This window comes from Pseudomonas azotoformans, assembly GCF_900103345.1.
GTDB lineage: Bacteria > Pseudomonadota > Gammaproteobacteria > Pseudomonadales > Pseudomonadaceae > Aquipseudomonas > Aquipseudomonas azotoformans.
In genome coordinates, this window is the sequence record NZ_LT629702.1 from 4,563,357 (window position 1) to 4,584,414 (window position 21,058).

General features: G+C 64.4%; 15 protein-coding genes and 1 pseudogene. 3 read left to right on the forward strand and 13 right to left on the reverse strand.

All coding sequences use genetic code 11. The features are described 5' to 3' along the window. Window positions 1-104 precede the first annotated feature (104 nt). Window positions 105-1,505: an aminoacyl-tRNA deacylase and HDOD domain-containing protein gene (locus tag BLR69_RS20850; protein WP_071494624.1), complete on the forward strand. Its 1,401-nt coding sequence runs from the start codon at window positions 105-107 to the stop codon at window positions 1,503-1,505. Window positions 1,506-1,606: 101 nt separating this feature from the next. Here the strand turns inward: BLR69_RS20850 and BLR69_RS20855 are convergent, their stop codons facing one another. The 13 genes and pseudogenes from BLR69_RS20855 to tagH form a co-directional block, all read right to left on the reverse strand. Next, window positions 1,607-1,981 carry a hypothetical protein gene (locus BLR69_RS20855; RefSeq protein ID WP_003195530.1) on the reverse strand — a complete coding sequence of 125 codons (375 nt, stop codon included), beginning with the start codon at window positions 1,979-1,981 and terminating at the stop codon, window positions 1,607-1,609. A 124-nt stretch (window positions 1,982-2,105) separates the two neighbouring features. Further along, window positions 2,106-3,032: a type VI secretion system-associated lipoprotein TagQ gene (gene tagQ, locus BLR69_RS20860; protein WP_071494625.1), complete on the reverse strand. Its 927-nt coding sequence runs from the start codon at window positions 3,030-3,032 to the stop codon at window positions 2,106-2,108. 84 nt (window positions 3,033-3,116) lie between these two features. Beyond that, entirely contained in the window at window positions 3,117-4,826 is a 1,710-nt protein-coding gene (locus BLR69_RS20865) for a formylglycine-generating enzyme family protein (protein ID WP_071494626.1), read from the reverse strand. Next, window positions 4,819-6,003, reverse strand: coding sequence for an ABC transporter permease family protein (locus BLR69_RS20870; protein ID WP_071494627.1), 1,185 nt, complete (start codon window positions 6,001-6,003; stop codon window positions 4,819-4,821). Before BLR69_RS20870 ends, BLR69_RS20865 begins: the two co-directional genes overlap by 8 nt. Beyond that, entirely contained in the window at window positions 6,003-6,707 is a 705-nt protein-coding gene (locus BLR69_RS20875) for an ABC transporter ATP-binding protein (RefSeq protein ID WP_071494628.1), read from the reverse strand. Before BLR69_RS20875 ends, BLR69_RS20870 begins: the two co-directional genes overlap by 1 nt. Next, on the reverse strand, window positions 6,707-9,673 hold the full coding sequence (locus BLR69_RS20880; RefSeq protein ID WP_071494629.1) for a serine/threonine-protein kinase: 2,967 nt from the start codon (window positions 9,671-9,673) through the stop codon (window positions 6,707-6,709). Before BLR69_RS20880 ends, BLR69_RS20875 begins: the two co-directional genes overlap by 1 nt. Next, complete coding sequence (locus BLR69_RS20885; RefSeq protein WP_071494630.1) at window positions 9,670-10,389, reverse strand: PP2C family protein-serine/threonine phosphatase; 720 nt, start codon at window positions 10,387-10,389, stop codon at window positions 9,670-9,672. The genes BLR69_RS20880 and BLR69_RS20885 overlap by 4 nt, the downstream gene beginning before the upstream one ends. Further along, window positions 10,390-11,043: a type VI secretion system-associated protein TagF gene (gene tagF / locus BLR69_RS20890; RefSeq protein ID WP_071494631.1), complete on the reverse strand. Its 654-nt coding sequence runs from the start codon at window positions 11,041-11,043 to the stop codon at window positions 10,390-10,392. Next, window positions 11,040-14,540: a type VI secretion system membrane subunit TssM gene (tssM, locus tag BLR69_RS20895; protein ID WP_071494632.1), complete on the reverse strand. Its 3,501-nt coding sequence runs from the start codon at window positions 14,538-14,540 to the stop codon at window positions 11,040-11,042. Before tssM ends, tagF begins: the two co-directional genes overlap by 4 nt. After that, entirely contained in the window at window positions 14,537-15,826 is a 1,290-nt protein-coding gene (locus BLR69_RS20900) for a DotU family type VI secretion system protein (protein ID WP_071494633.1), read from the reverse strand. The genes tssM and BLR69_RS20900 overlap by 4 nt, the downstream gene beginning before the upstream one ends. Window positions 15,827-15,832: 6 nt before the next feature. Next, entirely contained in the window at window positions 15,833-17,167 is a 1,335-nt protein-coding gene (gene tssK / locus BLR69_RS20905) for a type VI secretion system baseplate subunit TssK (protein ID WP_071494634.1), read from the reverse strand. Window positions 17,168-17,185: 18 nt separating this feature from the next. Then, the gene (gene tssJ / locus BLR69_RS20910; RefSeq protein ID WP_071494635.1) at window positions 17,186-17,695 is read right to left on the reverse strand and encodes a type VI secretion system lipoprotein TssJ; all 510 of its coding nucleotides are present in this window, start codon (window positions 17,693-17,695) and stop codon (window positions 17,186-17,188) included. 52 nt (window positions 17,696-17,747) lie between these two features. Continuing rightward, window positions 17,748-19,081, reverse strand: a pseudogene (tagH, locus tag BLR69_RS20915) (type VI secretion system-associated FHA domain protein TagH). A gap of 394 nt (window positions 19,082-19,475) precedes the next feature. Between tagH and tssA the strand changes: the two are divergent. Further along, window positions 19,476-20,495, forward strand: coding sequence for a type VI secretion system protein TssA (tssA, locus tag BLR69_RS20920; protein WP_071494637.1), 1,020 nt, complete (start codon window positions 19,476-19,478; stop codon window positions 20,493-20,495). Between the two features lie 54 nt (window positions 20,496-20,549). Continuing rightward, a complete protein-coding gene (gene tssB, locus BLR69_RS20925) occupies window positions 20,550-21,056 on the forward strand; it encodes a type VI secretion system contractile sheath small subunit (RefSeq protein ID WP_010207547.1) in 507 nt (168 codons plus the stop codon). Window positions 21,057-21,058: the final 2 nt, after the last annotated feature.

A 21,058-nucleotide genomic window follows, 5' to 3' on the forward strand; every position in this document is an offset into this window, starting at 1 on the left:
GGGTCAGGGGTTCTGCGCCAACCGCGTCACAAACCGCAGTTAGTCGACCAACAGTTGTATCAAGCTGGTTATACTTCGTGGACTGTAAGAAATTGGATCAGGCCATGTCAGAAGTTGCCCTCGCCACAGCCCCACTGACCGCCCCACCGGTCATTCGGGCTCTGCTCGCCAAACTCGCCATCCCCTACACGGAAGTCGCCGAACTCCCGGGCCTGAATCCTGCGCAGAAGGTCCAGGCGGTGCTGTTGGAAGACGCGGTGGGCGCCCTGATGGTGCTGTTTCCGCAGAACCAGTTGCTCGACCTCAACCGCCTTGCCGAACTCACCGGCCGCCGCCTGACCGCTGTGTCGCCGGATCGCGTCAAGCGCATGCTCGACAAACATGACCTGAGCCTGCTGCCCGGCCTGCCACCCCTTACCAGTTCGCCCTGCCTGTACGAAGGCAGCCTGCTCAACGAGCCGAGCCTGCTGGTGCATTCGGGTGAAGCCGGGCTGTTACTGGAGATCTCCAGCGACGCCTTCAAGACGATGCTCACCAAAGCCAGCGCCGGCCACTTCGGCGAGCCGCTGAGCAATATCCGCCCCAACCTAGACCGCCCCAACGATGACCGCGAGGAAATCACCCAGGCGATGCAGGCCTTTACCGCCCGCCGCATCCAGCAACGCCTGGAAGCGACCATCGAGATTCCACCGCTGGCCGACACCGCGCAGAAGATCATCAAGCTGCGCGTCGACCCAAACGCCACCATCGATGACATCACCGGCGTGGTCGAGACCGACCCGGCCCTGGCTGCCCAAGTGGTGAGCTGGGCCGCGTCGCCGTACTACGCCTCGCCGGGCAAGATCCGTTCAGTGGAAGACGCCATCGTGCGTGTGCTGGGCTTCGACCTGGTGATCAACCTGGCGCTGGGCCTGGCCCTGGGCAAGACCCTGAGCCTGCCCAAGGACCACCCGCACCAGTCGACGCCGTACTGGCACCAGTCGATCTACACCGCCGCCGTGATCGAAGGCCTGACCCGTGCCATGCCCCGCGCCCAGCGCCCGGAAGCCGGGCTGACCTACCTCGCCGGCCTGCTGCACAACTTCGGCTACCTGCTGCTGGCCCACGTGTTCCCGCCGCACTTCTCGCTGATCTGCCGGCACCTGGAGGTCAACCCGCACCTGTGCCACAGCTATGTCGAGCAACACCTGCTGGGCATCAGCCGCGAGCAGATCGGTGCCTGGCTGATGCGCTACTGGGACATGCCGGACGAACTGTCCACCGCCCTGCGCTTCCAGCACGACCCGACCTACGATGGGCAATACGCCGAGTACCCGAACCTGGTGTGCCTGGCGGTGCGTTTGTTGCGCAGCCGAGGGATTGGCTCCGGGCCGGACGAGGCGATTCCGGATGCGCTGCTTGAGCGCCTGGGTTTGAGCCGTGACAAGGCTGAAGAGGTGGTGGGTAAGGTGCTGGATGCTGAAGTGCTGTTGCGCGAGTTGGCGTCGCAGTTCAGTCAGGGCTGAATCGATAGCCTGTCAGACCGCTATCGGGGGCAAGCCCCCTCCCACACTTGAAATGCATTCCCATGTGGGAGGGGGCTTGCCCCCGATGAATCCACCTCGGTCTACTTCTTTTTCTTCGGCTTCAAATACTTGGTCAACCCCTGGAACCAGATCACCAGCGCCGGGTTGCCCTTGATCTGGATCGACTTGTCCTGAATCCCCGTCATGAACGCCAGTTGCTTGTTCTTCGCCTGCATCGTGGCGAAGCCGTAGGCGGCATCTTTGAACGCAATGGCAAACGCCGGCGCCGGGTGCACACCCGAACGGCTGGTGATGCGCTGGTCTTTGACGATGAAGTGACGGGCAACCTTGCCGTCGAGGGTCTGCAGCTGGAACGCCAGGTCTTTATCGCCCAACTGTTGCTGGAAGGCAGGATTGGTGCGGCTGGCTTTGCCCATCATCAGGCCCAGCACCCACAGGAGAAGACGAAATTTCATGCACACGGCCTCGGTGTAATTATTGAGTGGCCGCAGCAGTTTAACGATTTGCAAAAAGAACGCCACCGATCTTGCGCATTAGCGGAAGATCGGCTGGCGTTTGACGCTTATAGCAGCATGTTACTTAAACGTTCGGGCAAGGAACCGGTGCCCAGTCGGCCAGGTTCGGATCGCGGCAGCTGCCTTCGAGCTGCGCCTTGCCGGCGCTGGCGACCTTCTTGCTTTCATCTTGCTTGGTCTGGGCAGTCTGGAAGGTCTTCTCGGTGCTCACTGCTTCTGTGGGTACGGTTGGCAGAACCGGCTTTTTCGGCGGTTTGGTGCCTGTGCCTTTCTTCTTGCCCGATGTCACAGCGGGCGTTGTGTCGGCCTTGGCCACGGTGACCACGTCAGTACGCTGTACGCCCACCTGTTGCAGGTCTTTCTCGTAGGCCTGGGTGTAGTTGTTCAGGTCTTCGGCGGCTTTACCGTTGACCGCAACGATCAGGTCATTGGATTCCTTCAGGCCCGAGACAATTTCCGCCAGGCGCTTACGGCCTTCGGTGTCGTTGACGGTCTTGGCCTTACGGTCGGCCACCAGCTTGGTGAATGCGCTCTGGTAGCACTGTTGCGATGCCTTTGCGTAGGCGGTGCTGCGGTCGATGTCGGAGGCGCTTTTGTTCACGTCAGCCGCATAGGAGGCAATACGCTGGTTGTCATCGGCGATCTGCTTCTGACGCTCGGTGTAGTAACCCGCCGCGCCGCCAGCCAGGGCGCCGCCCGCTGCGCCGATGGCGGCGTTACGGCCACGCTTGTCGGAATCGCCGGTCAGCGCGCCGAGCAATGCACCACCGGCAGCGCCGATGGCCGCGCCAGTCACGACCGACTTGGTCATGTTCGAGTCGGTGGCGCGCAAGTGCTGCACCGGCTCGTAGCAGTTCGGGTAGTACTCGACCTTGGTGCTCGACGCGACCTTGGAGGCCGGCGACGTCGCGCAACCGGTCAGCACCGTGCTGAAGCCAGCCGCGATCAGCAGCAAGTGACGCTTGGAAACCGCCTTACGGGAAAAAAGCATAGGTGTGTTCTCTTTTAAGTTTGACTTGCCCAGCACGGCCCACCGCCGCCTGAGTCCCTTCCAAGCTCGCTATACAGCCAGCGCTCATCGCTGACCGCTCGCTGCGAGCAATTCCTTCAAGATCGTTGCCGGGTCGGCCCGCTGTTGCTTGCGGTAGTTGCCAACATGGCGAACGAACAGTGTTGCGCGCGTCACCAGGCTCTTGCCGAGCACCGGCTTGCGATCCAACTCTTCCTTGATCCGTTGAAACTGCGCCTGGATCACCGCATCGGTATAGCGCGTGCCGGTGGCCAGGTTGTCGATATAGATCGCCACCGCACCATCGAGGGCGCTGCGGCCATTGGCAATGGCCATGTCGAACAGTTGCGCGCTGGCCGCGTCCTTGTTGTCCAGGGCCTGCTGGCGACTCTTCTGCAGGTTGGCCAGGCGGATGTTGTAGTTGGCAATGGTCTCGGCCACCAGCGCGGCCGATTGAATCAGGTTGCCCGCCGCTTCTTCGCGTTGCTGGGCGATCAGCGAGACGTTGCGTTTGAGCTCTTCGTTGACCAGCCCCAGTTCGGCTTGCAGCTTGGGGTCGACGCTGGCGGCGATGATGCTGTCCAGGCGCTTGGTCGGGTCCTGGGCGTCGTCGATGGCGTCGGTCAGCGCGGCCAGGCGGCCCTCTTTCTGCCATTGGGCGAACAGCTCCTTGTAGCGCGAACGCGGTGCCGACAGCGCGCCGATCGCCACGCGAAAACCGGTGGTCTCGTTGCTCTGCTCGGTGCCATCGGCAGCAAACAGCGGGTATTCGCGGCGCATGCCGGTGAACAGTGTGCCCTCGCCTTCCAGGTAATTGCCGCCCTTGACCACAAAACCGCCGTAGGTGCCCTGGCGACGTCCGGCGTGGACCAGCTGGAACGATTCCTGGACCATTTCCGCGGCGTTGCCGATCACGTCGAACATGCCAATCGGGTTGGGCAATTTGGTGCCGATGGGCATCAGCCGCGCAGCCTGGCCGGTGCCACCGGCGACCTGGTTGAACACCGCGTAATCGCCGAGCGGGCCGTCGCTGTCGCTGCCGTCGACACGGCGCGGGAACAGGCGCCCTTCCAGGTCCTGGCGGCTTACCGCATGGCCGCCGCGCGCAGCGAACTCCCACTCCACTTCGGTGGGCAGGCGCACAAAGCCCAGGCCGCCGTCATCCGCCGAGGAACCACGACCGCTGACCGGCAGCAAGTCACGGTGGTATTTCATCAACCAGGCGCTGTACACCGCCGAGAAGCGCTCGGCTTCAAAACGCGACAGTTTCACCTTGGGCAAGCGCCCGGCCATGCCGGTCGGCGCATCGCACGCCGGCGCCGGTTCGCCGCTGGCCAGGGACTGCGCCTGGGACATCACCTGGGCGTACTGGCGCGCGGTCACTTCGTACTTGCCAATGAAGTACAGCATGGGCTTGAGCGGGGTCTTGGCGTCGGTCTTCGGCATCAAGGGCGCGATGACTTTGTTCCAGTCCTTGGGCAGATCCTTGAGGGTGAACTGGCCGTTGATGAAGTCGCGGCGGTAGCCGGAAATAAACGATTGCTGGTAACCCGCCTCGCCTTCGGCAAAGGGGTAGCCGAGGCTGATCTCGCGGTCATCCAGGGTGCCCTGGGCCAGCACATAGGCGTAGCGGAACAGCATGTTGCCTTCGCACGGCAATGGCAGGCTGACGTCGCCTTCCAGCGGCTTGGGGTTGTCGAGCTTGTCACTTGCCTCGTCGGCCCAGGCCATCGAGGCCAGGGTCAGCGCCACACAGGCGCCCAGTAACTTATACATCTCTGATTCCTTCAGAAGCCTGGATCCGCGCCACTCGCCAACCACCACAGGCCGCCGCCACGGCGCTGACGCCGAGGACTGCAACCAGGGCCAGGCCGTAATGGCGCGCCAGCAGGTGGCTGGCGTACTCGCCCGGCACCTGCACGAATAATTCATTCAAGCCCGCCTCGGCCAGGCCATACAGACCGGCACTGAGTACGGCAGCAAAACCCGCGCTGTACAACGCCTGCACCACCACGAACAACAACAGCCCACCGGTGGGAAACCCCAGCAGGCGCAACACTGACAACTCCCGCCGCTTGCGCGCCACGGCGGCCAGGGCGCCGGCAAAAATCGCCGCAAACGCCCCCGCCAACGCCAGCCCGCAGATCACCCAGAACACGATCGACAGGTTGCGGCTCAACGACTGCACCTGCGCGATGGTCTGCGCCTGGGTCGACACCAACAGATTCTGCCCGGCGAAGTACACCCGCAGCGGCTCCACATCGGTGAGGTTGCGGGCGTACAGGCGGAACGCCGGGTACACGCGCTGCTCACTCACACCCACGGCCTCCCCGTCCCACCCCAACGCCGGCACTGCGCGGCCATCGCGGTAATTTTCCGCCGCTTCCAGCAAACCCAGGTCGGCAAACAAACCGTCACGGGCAAAGGCTTCCAGCGGCAACACCGCCAGCACCTGCACCCGTGTGCGCTGGGCTTCGACGCGCCCGGCCACTTGCCGTGCAAAGCTGGTTTCCAGCCAATCGCCAGGCCGCGCCGCGAGCTTTTCGGCGGCGGTGTGGCTCAGCACGATCTGGTCCAGGCCCTTGGGCACCGGCAGGTCGGCCAGCAGTGGATCACCGGACGCGGTCGGCAGCATCTCCAGGGCCAACGTGCCCACTTGCGCCGTCGCCGCAATCTGCCGCGTACGCGGTATGGCGAACGCCACTTCACTGCGCTCGCCCAGTTGCTCGATAAACGCACTGCTGAATCGACCACCGCCCAGCGGAATAATTTCACGGGTGGCGGGGTCGGTCTGCAAACGTTCGGTCAAACTGCTAACCAGTCCAAATTTCAGGCCGAATAACACCAGCAGCGGCGCGATCACCGCCACCAGCGCCAGCACCGAACAGGCCGACAGCCAGGCATCGTTGCGGTAATCCTGCCAGGCCAGCGACACCACCAGAGCGATGCGCATCAGCACACCTCCCCGAGGGTGGCGGTGACGCCGCCATCGGTGTCGCGACGGCAACTGATGCGCCGCACCTGCAAGCCACTGGCGCGCGCCAGGGGCTCGTCATGGGTGGCGATCACACAGGCCGCACGGTGTTCACGGGCCTGGGCCAGCAATGCATGCATCACGCGCTCGGCATTCAACGGGTCGAGGGACGCAGTCGGTTCGTCCGCCAGCACCAGTTGCGGCGCATGGGCCAGGGCACGGGCGCAGCTGACACGCTGGCGCTGCCCCACCGACAGCGCCGCCGGCTTCTTGGCCAACTGGTCGCTGATCTCCAACTGCTCGGCCAGGCGCGTCACGCTGCCATCGTCCTTCAAACCCAGCAGTTGCCGGGACAGGGCGATATTCCCGCGCACATCAAGAAAGCCCAGCAGGCCGCCGGTTTGCAGCACATAGCCCAAGTGCTGGCTGCGCAGCGCGGCCAGGCTGGATTGCTGATCGGCGCGCCACAGCCCGGCGATGTCCTGTTGATGAAACTCAAACTGCCCGACCTGATCCGGCGCCAAGACCAGCGCCAGCAGGTCGAGCAAGGTGCTTTTGCCGCAACCGCTGGGCCCGACAATCGCCACTTGCTCGCCCGCACGCAGCGCCAGCGCCGGGATCACCAGGCTATAGCGCTGGCTGCCGACGCCCCGGCTCTTGTGCACCGCATTCAGGTTCAGCATCACGGCAACGTCGACAACGGCACGCGGTACAACGCGTCGCCCGGCTCGGCATCGCCGAAGCGGACCCAGTTGGTCAGGTCATTGTGGAAGGTTTCGTAGAGGCGGATTTTCGAATCCAGCTCGTCGATAAAGTCTTCCTGCTCGGCCACGCTCAACGACAACCACAAATCCTGGGTCATGTTCAGCGACTTGCTGCGGTACGGCAGGCCTTCGAGGTATTCGCCGAGGATGCCGCCGTCGGCCAGGTTGCCGCCCTTGCGCAGGGCCTGCGGGTCGCGGCTCATGTAGGCCGAGGCGCTGGCGATTTCCTGGAAGAAGTCTTTCGGTGAGGTCTGGGTCTTGCGCGCCGCGTCGACGATCAGTTTCAGCGACTGCTGCAGGTCGTTGAGCTGCAACTTGGTCAGCATCACGCACACTTGGAACGCCGGCAGCGCCGGGTTGGTCAGGTCGCGGTCGGCGGTCCAGGCGCTGACCAGTTGCGGCGCCTGGCTCGCGGTTTTACGCCCAAGGAAATCCATGTGCATGGCGTAGCCGACCGCTGCGGACTTATCCGCCAGGCTCGGTGCGTTGTTCAGCAACGGCACCGGCTGCGGCGTGTTGCTGCGCACCTGATGCACCAGGTTGGCGAACACCGTGCCGATCTCATCCACCCGCTCGCCGAGCTTGCGCACATCGCCACCGGGCACCGCGGTGTACAGGTCACCAATCTGTGGGTTTGCGTCGGCGGTGAGGATGCGGTACTGGCTCTCGGCGCCGGCGTGGGTTTTCTTGCCAGCGTCGGTGCGCAGGTGCAGGGCGTAGATCTTGATCTGCTTGCCCAGCGCGGCCTGGCGCACTTCGGCTTCGTTCATCTGGGTGGCGGCGAACGGGTCGTTCTTGCGCAGCGCGCCGGCATCGGTGACCAGCAGGATGATGCGCCCGCCATAACCGGACCAATCCATGCCGTCCACCGCCTGCATCACCCCGGCGAACGCGTCTTCGTTGAAGGAGTGGCTGGACACGGTGGACGCCTTGACCTGCCGCGCCATGTCGAGGAAACGTTGCGGGTCGCGGCCCTGATCGAGGCTGATCAGGGTCTTGGCCACGTACTCCAGGCCCGGGGTTTTCTTGATGCTGCTGCGAAAGCCGACCATGCCGAAGCTGACACTGTCCAACTCGCCGCGCTCGGCGATGCGGGTTTGCAGCTCGTGCACCACATCGCGGATCTGGTCGATATAGGGCTGCATCGACACGGTGGTGTCCACCACCAGCACCACCGCCGTGCGGAAGGCGTCGGCATTGGCATTCATCACCGGTGTCGCGGGTTTGGCGGCCGCGCTGCTGCCGGGGTCGATGGAGGCCACATTGAGCAACTGCACAGGCTGGCCGTTTTCGTCGAAGCTCTCTTTGGAGTCGAAGATCGGCAACAGGTAGAACTGGTTCTGCGGGACGGCGCTGGCGGCAGGCTCCAACGCGAGGATCTGGCTGTTGTCTTCGCTGTTTTTCTGCGCCTTGGCCAGCACGCCTTTGGCGGCGGAAGGGTCAGCCAGCAGCTTTTCCACTTCGCCGGATTGGCGCAGGAACATCACCGGCGCCCGGCCCGAGCGCTCGGTGAATTTCAGCACCAGGCTCTGCTTCCAGTCGCTGACTTGAGACGCAGGCAACCAACCGTCGCTGCGCCCATCGGTGGCGGCGCCGACACGCACCCACGGGCTGCCGTCGACGTCCTTGCGCTGGTACACATAGAGCACGGAAAACGCCGGCAGGGCCTTGCCTGGCGCGCTGCCCGCATCGGCCGAAAGCTTGGCGCCCGGCTTGCTGAGCACGCGCTGGAACAGGGTCTTCTTGCCGGCCATGAGCAACGGGCGTTGGCCGCCATCCGCTTCGGCGAGCGCTGGCGGCGGTGGCGTGACTTTCGGCAGCTCGGCAGCGGGCGGTTTGGCCACCGGCTCATCGCTGCCGCTCAACCACCAATAGCTCGCGCCACCAATCGCCAATGCAACCGCCACCGCAACCGCCGCCAGCGCTAACACCGGCCCACGGCGCTGCTCGCTGTGCTGGGTCGGCGGCACCACCGGTTGGCGCACCGGCTGGGGTTTGTCGCTGGGAATCTCGATGGATTCCGGGGTGATGCCCGCCAGGTCGAAACTCATCGGAATCGGCAGCGGCCGCACCAGCGTGGCTTCCGGCGAGTCCGCCGGCAGGTTGTCCAAGGCGCGCAACAGCGCCGCCGCATCCGGGAAACGCTCAGCCGGGTCCTTGGCCAACAGCTTGCGCAGCACGTCCTGATAGCGGCCATGGTGCACCGGCAGTTCCGGCAGCGGTTCGGTCAGGTGCGCCAGCGCGGTGGAGAGCGCATCGGTGCCGGTGTAAGGCAGCTTGCCCACCAGAATCTCGTACAACACCACACCCAGCGCATACAGGTCGGCACGGCCGTCGATCTCCTGGCCCCGCGCCTGTTCCGGGCTCATGTAGCTGGGGGTGCCCACGGCAAACCCGGCCTGGGTGAATTGCGTGCGGTCATCCAGTGACTTGGCGATGCCGAAGTCGGACAGCACCGCCGTGCCATCGGCGCGAAACAGGATGTTCGCCGGTTTCACATCGCGGTGCACCAGGCCCTGGGCGTGGGCATAGCCCAGCGCCGAGGCGATCTGGCGGATCAGCGTCACGCCCTGCTCCGGCGTCATGCCGGCGGCGATGCGCTCCTTGAGGGTGCCGTTGGGCAGGTATTCCATGGCCATGTAGTACAGCTCACCGACATTGCCGATGTCATGGATGGTCACCGTGTGCGGGTGCGACAAGCGTGCCAGGGTCTTGCCCTCGCGCAGGAAGCGCTCGCAGAAGGTTGGATCGGCCGCCAGCGCCGCCGCCATCACCTTCAACGCCACCTTGCGCTCCAACGAGCGCTGGGTCGCCAGGTACACGCTGGCCATGGCGCCTTCGCCGATCTCGCCTTCGATGTCATAACCGGGGATGACGATGTTCATGGCGATACCTTCACGACAATGGCGGTGATGTTGTCCGGCGCGCCCCGGTTGAGCCCCAGGTGCACCAGGCTGCGCACGATTTCGTCCGGCGCGTCGTGGCTGAGCACATCGCGGATTTCATGGTCTTCGACGGTCTTGTTCAGGCCGTCGCTGCACAGCAGGTAGCTGTCACCGGGGGCGATCAGCAGGTCGACCACCGCCAGGTCCAGGTGGGCTTCCACGCCAATCGCACGGGTCACGATGTTGGCGCGCGGGTGCGTACGCGCGTCGGCTTCGCTGAGCAGGCCGCTGTCCTGCAGGTCCTGGACGTAGCTGTGGTCGCGGGAGATGCCTTCGAGCACGCCGTCGCGCAGGCGGTACAAACGACTGTCGCCGGCCCACAGGCACACACCGCGCAGGCCACGGGCGGCCAGCACCACCACGGTGCTGCCCATCATGGTCACGCCACGGTTGGCGGTTTCTTCGCGCACGGCTGCGTTGATGCGCTGCAGGTCGTTGCGCAACGCTGCCGTGTATTCATCCAGGGAGCGCCCCACCGGCACGCTGCGCAGGCTGTCGACGATCAGGCTGCTGACATAGTCGCCCGCCGCATGCCCGCCCATACCGTCGGCCACCACCCACAGGCGGTTTTCCGGCAGGTCCAGGCAGGCGTCTTCGTTGACCTGGCGGACCATGCCCACATGGCTTTTGCTCGCGGATTTGTACGTCGACCCCATCTACACCACACCTTCTTGTCCGAGCAAAAACTGCGCAAAATCGCTGGCGGCAGGCAGGCCCTGACACCGCAGCAAACCAGGGGAAATACGTTGCGAACCTCGGCCCCACCACAGGCTGGCGCCTTCGCAGGCCTGTTCGGCCAGGGCGGTCATGCGCCCGTGGGGGACGGTGGCGGCCACCCGTTGCAGGCCAGCGAAACGGCTGTCCACGGCACGCGGCTCGCTCGCCGGCAAGCCCAGGCTGTCGAGGCCGTGGTTGAAACCTTCAAAGGTGGCACCGGCCTCCAGGGTGCTGAGCAACAGCGCCTCGGCCTGTTCGAACCAAGTGTCCGGCCCGCCCACCAGGGAAGCCGGATTGGTGTCGTGATCGAGCAACACCACCACCGCCAGCGGGAAGTAGCGCCCCACCCGGTCGATGCTCGGCATCACCACTCCCGCCGCCGCATCCGGCCCGCACACGCCCGGCGCCAGCACAAAGCGCCACAGCGGGCTGACCAGGTAAGTATTGAGCCATTCACCGCCGAGGCTGTTCTGACTGGCGAGCAACCCCGCCGCCAGCCAGCTGTCCCACGGGCCGATAAAGCTCTGGGGCAAGGCGCGGCTGACAAAGTCGCCACGGCTGGCCAACTTGCCGTAGAAACCCAGCGTCGTCATAGCCGCTCCGGCAGGCTGAAGCCACTGAGCACGCGGCTCTTGAACGGGTTGAACGCGCTATTGGCGCGCAACTCGTAGGCGATGCTTGCACCGTCGACGCGCAGGCGCAGGTTGAAGCGGTCCGGCGAGTTGCCGGCGGTGAGGTCCGACTGTTCCAGCAGGCGGAACCAGGCCCACGGTCCGTCCAGGGTCACGCCGGAACGGCCGCTGGCGGCGGGCGGCATGATGGAGATCCGCACCACGCCAATGCTGCCGGGGTTCGGCCATTGCATCGCCACTGGGCGGCTGGGGCCGTGGTCGTAGCTCAGCTGCTGGCCGTCCAGGTCCAGCAGGAACTGGGTGATGGTCGGGTCCATCGACACCGGTTTGAGTTCGAAACGCACGATGGGTTGAGTCCCCCCGGCGCGGAAGAACGCATCACGGATCGTCGCAGCGCGTTGGAAGGTTTGCAGCACGCCCGGAGCAATCCCCAGCTTCTGCGCCGCGCCCGGCTGCCAACGCCAGGTCTGCGCGGACGTATCGACGTAAGGCTGCAGGTATTTGCGGAAGTAGTTGTCCATCACCCCGCCCACGCCGAAGAATTGGCCGAAGTCATCCAGGGTGGCGTCCCGTGCACTGCCCGGCGACATCGGGTAGCGCCCGGCCAGGGACTGGCGATACACGTTGACCACTTCGCTGACCCAGGCGGCGTTCAATTGGTTGCGCACGCCGCCCATCATGCTGTTGGTGGTGGAGTTGACCACCGACTTGACCATGCCCTGCACCAGCGGTGGCTGGCGCTCGGCATTCAGGCTGACTCGCGTGGCCGCAGCCGCCGCCTGGTTCTTCGCCTCGCCGAGCAACGCATCGCCGCTGGCGCCGACCATGGCGCTGACCTGCACATACAGCGCGTTCATGTCGGTGAGCAGGCCGTCGATGGCCGCCGGTTCGCCTTCGTTCTTGCTGACGATACTGTTGAGCTGGGCGAAGTGCGCGGTCACCGGGTCCTCCGCCGCCGCAGGCGCATTGGCGGCCGGTTGTTCCTGGCCGAGCAGGCTGCCCAGGCGCTCCTTGAGCTTGTCGACGCCGCCTTCCACCGGCACGCCTTTGGCGGCCAGTTGGCGCTCTTCGGCTTGCAGGTCGGTTTCCTTGGCCACCGCCACCAGCAGTTTTTTCAGCGGTGAGGTCGGGCCGGAAATCACCCGCAGCACATCGGCCGCCTGGGCCACGCTGGTGATCGGTACAAAGTCGATGTCCGCCAGCAACGCATCCCACTGGCGCTGGTAATCCTGGAAATACAGGCGCCGCACATCGGCGGCCAGGCTCACCACGTTTTGCTGGTCGGCCTGTTCCTGGCCGAGCACCCACTGCTCTTCCGCGAGGGTGCCGGTCTGGTTCAGGCTGCTCAGCAGGAACGCCTGGCGATAGCCCTTGGCGGTGAAGAACCCACTCAACGGCTCGCCCAGCGGCTTGCCACTCTTGCGGCTGAACACCAGCGCGGCGTCACGGCCAGCGGCTTCGTTGAGGCGAAAGTCCGGAATGCCCTCGGGCAGTTTCTGGCGCTTGACCCGGTCATACACGCGCTGGGCCACCGGCAGTTGTTGCAACTGGCGGCGCAGGTCGTCGATCAGCCGCTGATCCAGGCGCGCGTTCGGCGGGTGGCGTTCGAACAGCGACTGCAAGTGCCCGGCCAATGCCTGGCGCTGATCCGCCGGCAGGTCGCGGGGCAGGTTGCGGTCCCAGTCCAGGGCGATCCAGGCCTTGATGAAATCCGGGTCGTAATGCTCGGCGTCAGCCAGCATCAGGTAAGCCTTGAGGCCTTCGTAGAGGAAGTCGGAATTGCCGCCGCCGTGCAGTTGTTCTTCGATGCGCGTCACCAGGCGTGGCGCGAACACCGCGATCAACAGCTTGCGGTAGACGCTGGCAGACTCGGCTTCAAGCATATCGCCCTGATACAGCCCCAGGCCTTCGGACCAGCTCGGCGAATCGCCCGCCAGGTTTTTCACGGCATTGAGCAACGGCAGCACGGCGAGCACTTCGCGCTGCGCCGGGCTCAGGTTCTGCACGGTCTGGCCCAGCGGCGCGACCTTCTGGTCGACCTGGGCGATGTAGGCCTGGTTGGCGCGATAACTCACCCACCACAAACCGCTGACCACCACGACCAACGCCACAGTGGCGGCCAGCACACCCCGCGCAATCCACTTGCGGCGGCGCTCGACCTTCGGGTTCACCCCCACCAGGCCACGCTCGGCAAACGCCACCGCAGTGAAGAGTTTTTCGATGAAGTAACTGCGCCCGGTGCCGCTCTGGCGCGCCAAATGCTGGCGGTCCAGGTTCATGCTCTGGGCCATGGCGCCGATCAGGCGGTCAATCGGGCTGCCTTCCTGGGTGCCGCTGGTGAAGTACACGCCGCGCAGCAACACGCGCTCTTCAAAGGCATTGGGTTTGAACACGCCTTCGAGGAAGCTTTGCAGGCAGTCCTTCAACGCGCCGAACTGCTGCGGGAAGCCATAGATCAGGTCGCGCCGCGCCGGGTCGCGTTCCTGTTGCAGGCGTTCGACCAGGCGTTCGTTGAGGCGCTGTTCCAGCCCGGCGAACTCGCTTTGCAGGTGTGCCAATGGGCTGTCGCTGTTTTTGCCATCGTCCAGGGCAAAGGTCATGCCCCACACCTGGGCGCGCTCTTCCTTGCTCAGGTTGTCGAAGAACTCCATGAAGCCCGGCACCAGGTCGAGCTTGGTCAGCATCAGGTAGATCGGGAAGCGCACGCCTAGTTGGGTGTACAGCTCCTGGATACGCAGGCGGATGGCAGCGGCATGGGCGGCGCGTTCGGCATCGGTGCCCAGCAACAGGTCCGACAGGCTGATGGCGATAAACGCACCATCGATGGGGCGACGCGAGCGCTGCTTTTTCAGCAGGTCGAGGAAGCCCAGCCACGCAGCTTTGTCCACCGTGGAGTTGCTGTCCTGGGTGGTGTAGCGGCCGGCGGTGTCGAGCAGCACGGCTTGATCGGTAAACCACCAGTCGCAGTTGCGCGTACCGCCGACGCCGCGCACGGCACCGGCGCCCAACTGCGCCGCCAGCGGGAAATGCAGCCCGGAGTTGACCAGCGCGGTGGTCTTGCCCGAACCCGGTGGGCCAATGATCACGTACCACGGCAGCTCGTAAAGGTTGCGGCGCTCATCGCCACCGAGCTTGGCCTTTTTCAGCAATGCCAGGGCCTCGTCCATGCGTTGGCGCAGGGTGGTGAGTTCTTCGGCAGTGGCGACGCTGTTGGGGTCGGCCGGGGTTTCGGCAGCCAGGCTGCGCATCACTTCGGCGGCCTGACGGCGCGCCTGGATGATGCGGAACACGCGGTAGGCCAGCCACACCGCGAATACCAGGATGATCAGCGCCCAGCGCCGGCCTTCCGGTACCAGCACGTCGAGCAGCGGCCCGACAAACCAGATGATCAGGCTCAGGGCGATCAAACCCAGCACGGGGATCACCCAGCGAATCATGAAACTGAAAAACGCCTTCACTCGACGCCCTCCGCCAATACGGTGATTTCAACCCGACGATTGCGGGCACGGCCTTCGGCGGTGGCGTTGGTCGCCACCGGCTCGGTGTCGCTGCGCCCTTCGGCACTGAAGCGCTCGGCCTGGCCGGTCTTGGCCGCCAGGATCTCCAGCACCGACTTGGCCCGCGCTTCGGACAGCGCCCAGTTGGACGGGAAGCGCAACGTGGCAATCGGGCGGTTGTCGCTGTGCCCGGTCACCCGCACCTGGCCCTTGACCTTGCGGATGGCGTCGGCGATGCGCAGCATCAGCGGCTGGTAGTCATCGACGATGCTGGAACTGGCGGAGGCGAACAGCTCGTCGCCGCGAATGGTCACCACGGAGCGGTCGACCGCATCTTCCACCGCCACGCGGCCGGCCTTGATGTCTTCCACCAGGAAGCCAGCCAGGCGCGGGCGCTCGATGACTTTGGGCTGCGCCACCGGACGGTCGATGGCCTGCACCGGGATCTCGCCCAGCGCATGGATATTCTTGAACACCGGCTCGGCATCCGACGCCAGCTTCATGCGCAAGCCAAACAGCAACGCCAGCAACAACGCCAAGCCGATGGCCACGGCGATCCACGGCGGCATGAATTGCGCCAGGCGATCGCGGGCCACGGTCACGCCGCGCCAGTGCGGCGACAGCTCACGCTCATGCTCGCCACGCGCACTGCGAATGGCTGCAGCAGTGCGCTCGCGCAGGGTCTCCAGCTGGCTGCGACCGTCGTTCATCACGCGGTAGCGGCCTTCGAACCCCAGGCACATGCACAAGTACAACAGCTCCAGCAGATACAGACGTTCCCGTGGGCTTTGCAGGCAGTGGTCCAACAGTTGGAAGACCTTTTCGCCGCCCCAGGCTTCGTTGTGCACGGTGATCAGCAGGCTCTGCTTGCCCCAGTCACTGGTGCTGCCCCAGGGGGTGCTCAACACCGCCTCATCCAGCGCAGTGCACAGCGCGTAACGCGCCAGCAGCACTTCGTTACGGGCGATGCCAGCGGCTTCGGCACGCTCTTCGAACTGGCGCAGGTAGGCCAACAACTGTGCGCGCAGGCTGGCGGGCGCCGGGTGGGCGATGGTGTTGCGCAGGCGCGTCAGCAGCGCCAGCAAAGGGCCGGCGGCGCTTTCCAGCGGGTTGAGGCCGTGGCTCTTGCCGGTGAGCATCGGTGCGGCCGGCATGGCCAGCGGCGAAGGTTCGGCACGCACAGGTTCCGGCGCCCGGCCACCCGGACGCGGCATGAACTGGGTGCGGTCATCATCATTGGGATGCATCGCGGATTATCCTCGGATCGCCCAGAAGGCCAGGTTCAAGCCCGGGAACTGCCCGGCGATATGGAAGGCAAAACCGCCGGAATTGCCCAGCTGTTGCCAATGCTCGCTGCCGCGATCGAGCTCGTAATACGTCGAGCCTGCGTGGTACGGCAGTTGGCGAGGCGCCACCGGCAGAGGCAACAGTCCAATCCCCGGCAGTTGCAGGTTGACCAGGTCGCGGATGTGCTCCACCGAGCCGACTTTGCTCTGCTGGCCGAAGCGTGCGCGCAGGGTTTCGCCGGGCACATCGGCGCGCACCACCAGGATGAAACTGGCGTTGTCGAGCAGAGTCTTGTCGGCCAGCATAGCCACGTGCACGCCATAGGCTTTTTCGACAATTGGGATTGGCGTGGCCTTGCTGTCGATCAGCATCGACAGCGCTTCACGCAATGCCGCCATCACCGGAGCGAAGCTCAGGGCCAGGTCGTCGTGCTGGTATTGCGGGTATTCCTGGGGGCGACGGCCGGAGGTGGAGAAAGTCGAGAACTCACCGGCCAGGCTGACCAATTCGCTGAAGAAGCGCTCCGGGTGCAAAGGGCTCAACTGGCTCAAATGCTGGACCAGTGGTTGGGCGCGGTTGACCAGTTGCAGCAGCATGAAGTCGGCAATCTCCGACGCGCCACCGGCGCCCGATGCCACCACCCGCCCCGCCAGGGCTTCGCCGCGCTGGTGCAGCAGGCCGAGCAATTCGCTGCGAAAGGCGCTGAGCGGTTTGCTCGCGGCCACATCCAGTACCGGCGGGATGTAGGTGTCGTCGAGCACCAGTGCACGGTCGGCACGTTTTTCCTTGATGCGCACCAGGCCTACGGCGGCGTAATCGCTGATGCCATCCTGGGCGGTGAGCAGGCGCAGGGCGCGGGAGCCCACGGCTACCGGCGCGCGGTTTTCGAAGGGGGCGTTGTCGTCACGCACTTCGCGCACCTGGCTCACATAACGCGCGGCTTCCAGGGCTTCGCCTGCATCCACGGTATCGCGGGCACCGGCGCGCTTGAGCGGCAATGCCAGGTACACCAGGCCGTCGCGCAGGTTGTCGTCGATGTTCAGCGGGCTTGGTGCCAGGTCATCCTGGGGGATATTGAACGGCGTACCGTCGGGCAACAGGCCACGCGCCGATACGATCGCCAGCTTGCCCTGGGCCAGCAGGCCCTGGTCGATCAGCAGCTCGGAAAACCCCCAGGCGCCTGCGGACAACGGGCGGCTGCGGGCATCGATCAGGTTTTCCAGGTAACGGTCATGCTGCTGGAAGTGCTGCGTTCCGATGAACATGCCTTCCGACCAGACCACGCGATTGTTCCAGGACATGGGGGCTCCGATTGCTTCTTATTGGGCAGGGCTGGATGGGGTGGCCACGACGTCGGCGCGCACGGCACGCACATCGAGGCTGATCTGGTATTCGGTGTATTGGCGCGCCGGCACGTTGAGCACCGTGCGCCATTGCGCACGGTCCAACTCGCGATAGCCCACCAGCAAGCCGATCTGGCGCGTGGACGGGTCGAGGTCGCGCTGGATGCTCAGTTGCTCGCCGGGTTGCACCATCACTTCGTCCTGGTCCAGCAGGTCCAGGCCCAGTGTGGATTGCGCACGGTCGGCCAGGGCGAAGTAATCGGAGCGGGCGAAGGTGGCGGCGTTTTTCAGTTCGAAGATGCGCACCCGCACCGGGGCGGCCTGGCCATTGGCGCCGGGGTTAAGCCCGCTGATCGCATGAAAGTGCAGCTCGACGGCGGCCGTATCCACTTCGGCCTCGGCGGCTGTTTCGGGTTTGGCGGCGTCTTTGGCACACGCCGTCAGCAGAAACACGGTGGCGACTGCGAGTAAAAACCTGGGAATCATCCTGCGTCCTCAATGACGTACTTAGCTATCCGTTAAATCCATGTGCTGCGGTTCAGCGTCGCTGTCGTGCGCTGTGTTCTTCGTAGGCTCGGCTGAATTCGCGGCCGAACAGGTCCTGGAAATCTTCCTGGGCCTCGCGGGAAATATTGCTGTAGAGCTCGGTGAACTGCTGCCAGTACTGGGCCTGGCGCGAGCCATTGAAAATGCTCGACAGCCCGCCGGGCTTGCCCATGCGCTCCTCCAGCTGGGCCGGTTCAAAGCGGCTGAGCAAGTGCTTGATCGCCGCTTCCACGCCGGCCATCACCGCCAACTGGTGGGCGCGCAGGTCGTTGAAACTGTCGCGCACGGCGAGGTCGGGTGCCATGAACGCCTGGTTGCCGTGGCGCAGGAGCAGCAGTAACGCTTCGTCGGCATTCGGGGCGAATTTCAACGGATTGTTTTCTGCCGGCTGAATCATGGTCTGCTGCATGCGGAATTCGCCCTTGAGGCTCGCACGGGCCCGCAGCACGTCGATCAGGCCTTCGACCATCAGGCGGTAGCTGCGGCCGATGCTTTCCATCTGGGCCTCGGCCTGGGCTTTGTCCAGACGCAGTTGATCCAGGCCCGCGCCGCGCAGGAAGGCTTGCAGAAGATCAGGTTGCTGGCTGTCGGCCACGGGGAGCGGGGGCTCGACCACGGGGGCGGCTGGATGACCGGTGGCGGCGCAGGTGGCGGCACAGCGCTGACGACGGGTGCTGGCGTGTCGCCAAACAGGTCCCAGTCTTCAGGAATCACCGCGCCCGACACCACCGGCGGTGCCACTACCGGCACGGCCACTGGCGTCGGTGGGCGGAAGTCATGTTGCTCGGAAGGCACGTGGTCCGGCACGGTCGGTGGCGGTACGGCGGTGGGGCTGAGGAAGTCGAACAGGTCCGGCAGCGTGTCCATCGATGAAGCGCCCTGGAACTGCGGCGCGATCACAGGGGTGGAAACAGGCGCGGGCTTATTCGACACAGCGCCCATCAGCGCTTCAAAGCTGTTCGGCGACTCGCCGGCAAACGGCTGGCTGTCGACGGCCTGTACGTTGAAATCGATACGCGCCTGGATCTCGTAATCGCCGATGCGGATCAGCTCGCCATCTTGCAACAGCTCGCTGTTACCTCTACGCAAACGAATACCGGCGTTAACCAACTCCACGCCGTTGGTACTGTTATCGGTTAAATAATAACGGCCATCTTTGTATTGAATAACGCAGTGCTGCGAGGAGACCAGACGCTCAGGATCAGGCAATACCCAGTCATTATCCGAGCTGCGGCCAATAGCCATCGAGCCCTGGTTCATGGACTTTTCGGAGCACTGCCCAGGGGTAATCTTGTGATAACTAGTGATAGTCAAACACAGCGACATCTTGCCTCCTTGCTGATACTTCGCGCGCGGTCGATTCCCGGGACAGCGCTTCCCGGGATATCCCCATCAGGTCGAGCAATCGACCGTCCAAAACCTGCCAATGCCAGCATGATCGCTGATCTTAACTGGGCTCTATGACAAAAATCCTGTCCCGGTACGTCGTTCGACCCACCAGTCGCGCAGGTTGTTAAGCACCGCACATCTGTCACAGAGGGCGAATAGCTTACCTTGACAAGGCATAAGTACTACACCAAAAATGCACAACTTCTTGAATACCAGTGATGGCACATTAATGGCGCCTTGCTTATATGACCAAGAAAACATGCAAAGTTCCTTACGCAACTAATGCATGAATTGCCCGCCATCTAACGGGCTGATAGGGAGATCAAATTCAGTGGATGTGCCGTTGCTGCTCACCGCCGTTTCCGCGACTTCGCCCTGTGGCGAAGACATGGAATATGACGCGCAATTTCTGCAATTGGAGCGTGATGCCAAGGGCCAACCCGAGCGCAGCATGGGCGACTCGATCCTGCCCGCTGAACCGCCGGAATGGCGCAGCATCCAGCAGCAAAGCCTCGACTTGCTCGCGCGCAGCAAAGACTTGCGCATCACCCATTTCCTGCTGCAAAGCGCCCTCGCCCTCCAAGGCGTGGCCGGCCTGGCCGAAGCGCTGACGCTGATCGATGCGCTGCTGCGTGATTACTGGCCCGACCTGCACCCACGCCTGGACGCCGACGACGATAACGACCCCACCGTACGTATCAACGCCCTCACCGGCCTGACCTGCGACACCACCATCCGCCTGCTGCGCGAAAGCATCCTCACGCGCTCGCGCACCTTTGGCCCCGTGAGCCTGCGCGCGGCACTCAACGCCAGCGGCCTGCTGAGCTTCCCCGATGAGCAACTCGGCGCCCAACAACTCAACGCCGCGTTCCTCGACAGCGACCCCGAGCAGCTACAGGCCACCCGCGACGCCCTGATTGCGGCGCGTGCGGCGTGTGAAGCCATCGAACGGCAGGTCAACGATCAGGTCGGTTCGGCCCAAGGCGTGGACCTCAGTGCCTTGAAGCAACCGCTCAAACAAGCGTTGCAGATCCTCAATCAAGCGGTGCCCGGCGCCGCCGGCAGCAGCGAACCCGAGGCCGTCAGTGACGACAATGCCCCCTCGGCCGACTTTGCCGCCGCCCCCGCAGCACCGCGTCCCGTTGGCGATATCGCCAGCCGCGACGATGTGTTGCGCAGCCTCGACAAGATCCTTGCGTACTACACCCGGCACGAGCCTTCGAGCCCGCTGCCGGTACTGTTGAACCGGGCGAAGAATCTGGTGCACGCCGACTTTGCGGCCATCGTGCGCAATCTGATTCCCGACGGCATGTCCCAATTTGAAAACCTGCGCGGGCCGGACGGCGAGTAAGCCATCCGACTGTGCAGTAACAACACCGTCGCTCAAGCGACCAGGAGCAGCAACGTGGCGAAGCAAAGTTCTCAGAAATTCATCGCGCGCAACCGTGCGCCTCGAGTGCAGATCGAGTACGACGTCGAGCTTTACGGCGCCGAGAAAAAGGTCCAGCTGCCCTTCGTGATGGGTGTGATGGCCGACCTCGCCGGCAAGCCTGCCGAGCCGTTGGCGCCGGTGGCCGACCGCAAGTTCCTTGAAGTGGACGTCGACAACTTCGACTCGCGCCTCAAGGCCATGCAGCCGCGCGTGGCGTTTCACGTACCGAACGAACTGACCGGCGAAGGCAACCTGAGCCTGGACATCACCTTCGAAAGCATGGACGACTTCAGCCCGGCCGCCGTGGCCCGCAAGGTCGACTCGCTGAACCAACTGCTCGAAGCCCGCACCCAGCTGGCCAACCTGCTGACCTACATGGACGGCAAGACCGGCGCTGAAGAAATCATCATGAAGGCGATCAAGGACCCGGCACTGCTGCAAGCACTTGCCAGCGCGCCTAAGCCTGCAGGGGACCAGTAATC